A 3262-nucleotide genomic window follows, 5' to 3' on the forward strand; every position below is an offset into this window, starting at 1 on the left:
TTGGTATCCAGACGCGCGCGGGCGTGATGTGCGCGGGGCCGTACGCTCACGATCTACTGGGTATCAAGGAGGGGCGAATGCCAGAAAGTAAGCCTGGCTTCGTGCGCGTGAGCCTGCACTACACGCACACCGAGCAAGACGTGCGCTATCTCGTGGGCGCGATAAAATCCTGCATCAAAAAGCACCGCGAGCTCTGGGGCGAGGAAAAGGCGATGTACGAGATGTTCGGCGGGAAAATTTAAATTTGAGCGGGTTAAATTTGGCTCGCTAAAACGTCAAATTTGATTTAAAAATACTCACTCAAATTTGAGCGCAAACGCAGGCTAAATTTATAAATTTACGCCGTCAAGATACGGGTCTCGGTGCTAAAATTTGATCAAATTTAAAAATAAAAAGAGTCAATTCAAGAAAGAAAAGGGCGCAAAGCGCGCCCGAATTTGCGCGAGTGGAGTCAAATTTGACCTAAATGCGCGTAAAAATTAGTTTTTGCGTGTATTTGCGTCAGGCGTGAAAAGCGGCTTATCTAGCAGCTTAAAGTCGCCGATAAATTTCTGACCCTCTTCGCTAGTCGCCCACTCGATAAATTTATTTGCGTTTTCGATGTCGGCCTTAGCGCAGTGCTTCGGATTTACCGCGATTAGCGAGTAGAAGTTCTTTAGGTCGTTGTCGCCTTCGTTGATGATGACCATCTCAGGCGCGCCTTTTTTGGTGTCCTCGTACTTGATGTAGGTGCCGCGGTCGGTGAACGTCACGCCCTTTTGCTCGGCTGCAGCGTTGATGGTAGCTAGCATGCCTTGGCCTGTTTGCATATACCAGCTGTCTTTTTCAGGTACTTCGCCGATGATTTTTTTCCAGATACCTTTTTCTTTGTTGTCGGTGCCTGATTTATCGCCGCGAGAGAAAAATTTGATGTTCTCTTTTTTGATCAGCTCAAAGCTCTCTTTTATGTCTTTGCCTTTAAATTTATCCGCGATAGATTTATCGGCGATGACGACGAAGTCATTGTACATTACGGGTTTTCTCTCGACGCCAAAGCCCTTTTCTACAAATTCTTTCTCAACTTTTGGCGAATGCACGAAAAGTATGTCCGCATCGCAGTTTTCGCCTAGTTTTAAAGCTGCTCCCGTGCCTACGGCAGTCCATTTGATATCGACGCCGGTTTTTGCCTTATACGCAGGGTAGATCGCGTCTAGTAGGCCCGTGTTATCGGTGCTGGTTGTGGTTGCCATGATGAGTTCGCTATCGCCCGCGAACGCCAAAACGCTCGCGATTAGCGAGCCTAATATTACTTTTTTCATTTTTCTCCTTTTTTAAAAAGTATGCTATTATAGCACATTAAATTAACACTTAAGAAATATGCAAGGAAAGAATATTTGGATTTTTTACTAAACGGATTTTGGGAGGCCTTTAGACTGCTTTTTAGCGGCGACGAGGAGACGTATTCGGCGATCAGGGCGACGCTTTACACTTCGAGCGTTTCGATATTTTTTGCGACTTTAGTCGGCTTTCCGCTTGGATTTACGCTGGGATTTTACGATTTTCGCGGACGGCGAGTATTACGATTGCTTAGCGATACGGCGCTTGCGATGCCCACCGTTGCTATCGGGCTTATTTTGTATGCCTTTATCACGCGAAACGGCCCGTTTGGCGAGTTTGGGCTGCTTTTTACGCTAAAGGCCGTGATGCTGGGGCAGTTTGTACTGGCTCTGCCTATCATCATCTCGCTAAGCGCTAGCGTCGTGGAAAATATGGACAAAAAGCACTATCTAACCATCCTAAATTTACGCCTGAGCGCGCCTAGGCTCGTTGGCTGCGTGCTTTACGAGCTGAGGTATGCTCTGATGGTGGTCGTAGCGACGGCGTACGGGCGCATCGTGGCTGAGGTCGGCGTGGCGATGATGATCGGCGGAAATATCAAATACTTTACGCGCACGATCACGACCGCGGTGTCGCTGGAGACAAATAAAGGCGAGTTTGCGATGGGTATTGCGCTAGCTTTGGTGCTAATTTTTATCGCATTTGCGGTAAATTTGGCGATACATGCGCTAAAAAGGCTGGATAGATGAAATTTGATAAATTTAGAAAATTTATGCTCGCAAAAAGTGGGCTGGGCGCGTCAAATTTGAGCCTTTTATTTAAATTTAACAAGAAAGGCGCAAAGTGATAAACGTTAGAAATTTACGCCTAAACTACGGTGCGAGCGAGATTTTAAACATCCCGCGCCTTGATATCGACGTCACCAAAATCACCGCGCTAACGGGCAGTAACGGCAGCGGCAAAAGCACGCTGATGCGAGTGATGTCGTTTTTACAAAAACCAACTAGCGGCGAGGTGCGGCTGTGGGGAAGCAGCTCGCCTAGTCTAAATTTACTGCGCGACGTTAGCGTTTTGTTGCCCGAGCCCGCGCTTTTAAAACGCTCCGTGAGGGAAAATTTTAAAGCCGTTTTAAAAAGCCGCGGAGTGCTAGGGGAATTTGACGAGCGAGCGAGCGAGGCGTTAAATTTGGTCGGGCTTGACGAGAGTTTTTTAAACAAGCGCCACTTTGAGCTAAGCTCCGGGCAGACGCAGCGCGTTAGCTTTGCGTTAAATTTGGCGCTTAGATCGCGTCTTTATCTACTCGACGAGCCGACAAATAGCGTGGACGTAGGCACGTCAAAGCTTTTTGGCAAGGCGGTGCTTTACATGCGGCAAAGATACGGCTGCGGCTTTGTGATCGCTAGCCACGACGATAAATGGCTAAGCGCGGTTGCCGAAGAAAACGTCTTTTTGCACAAGGGGCGCGTGTGCGAATTTGAATACAAAAATATTTTCGACGCGCGGGACGGGGTCTTAAAATTTGACGAAAACGCGGTCGTAAATTTGCCGTCAAATTTGCGTAACGCCGCAAAAATCGCCGTAAATCCCGGCAAAATTATGCTAAGCAAAACTCCTGTAGATGGGTGCTTGAGTGGTATTTTGCACTCAGTTTCGCTCTACCTTGGCAAAGAGCTTTTGGTGAAAATCAAGGTCGGCGACTTTTTGATTAAAACGCTGGCGCCTAATTCGCAAAATTTTAGCGTCGGCGAAAATATTTATTTTAAATTTGACGAAGGAGCGTTTTTGGGGCTTGAATGAGCCTCAAATTTTGCAAATTTCGCTCCTGATTTTAAATTTAGGCTCGTTTAACGCCCGTTAAAATAGCCGAGTTAAAAGTAAATATCAAAATGAAGCGTAAATACAAGATATATGCGGAAATTTCATATTTAATTTACCACCTAAAAAT

General features: G+C 46.6%; 3 protein-coding genes and 1 pseudogene. 3 read left to right on the forward strand and 1 reads right to left on the reverse strand.

Annotated features, from left to right (window positions below):
* Positions 1-242 (forward strand): annotated as a pseudogene (locus Q0546_RS06290) (aminotransferase class V-fold PLP-dependent enzyme); the annotation flags it as partial.
* Positions 243-479: 237 nt separating this feature from the next.
* Here the strand turns inward: Q0546_RS06290 and tupA are convergent.
* Positions 480-1298 (reverse strand): tungstate ABC transporter substrate-binding protein TupA, encoded by an 819-nt coding sequence (gene tupA, locus Q0546_RS06295; RefSeq protein ID WP_004321081.1) that lies wholly within the window; start codon positions 1296-1298, stop codon positions 480-482.
* A 75-nt stretch (positions 1299-1373) separates the two neighbouring features.
* Between tupA and tupB the strand changes: the two genes are divergently transcribed.
* Together tupB and tupC are read left to right on the forward strand one after the other, a co-directional pair.
* On the forward strand, positions 1374-2066 hold the full coding sequence (gene tupB, locus Q0546_RS06300) for a tungstate ABC transporter permease TupB (protein WP_298791500.1): 693 nt from the start codon (positions 1374-1376) through the stop codon (positions 2064-2066).
* A gap of 94 nt (positions 2067-2160) precedes the next feature.
* Positions 2161-3114 carry a tungstate ABC transporter ATP-binding protein TupC gene (gene tupC / locus Q0546_RS06305; RefSeq protein WP_298791502.1) on the forward strand — a complete coding sequence of 318 codons (954 nt, stop codon included), beginning with the start codon at positions 2161-2163 and terminating at the stop codon, positions 3112-3114.
* Positions 3115-3262: the final 148 nt, after the last annotated feature.

This window comes from uncultured Campylobacter sp. (assembly GCF_937997465.1).
Taxonomy (GTDB): domain Bacteria; phylum Campylobacterota; class Campylobacteria; order Campylobacterales; family Campylobacteraceae; genus Campylobacter_A.

Excerpts from the sequence above, each read along its gene's own strand:
- tupA (WP_004321081.1), bottom strand. The coding sequence starts at position 1,298 with ATGAAAAAAGTAATATTAGGCTCGCTAATCGCGAGCGTTTTGGCGTTC.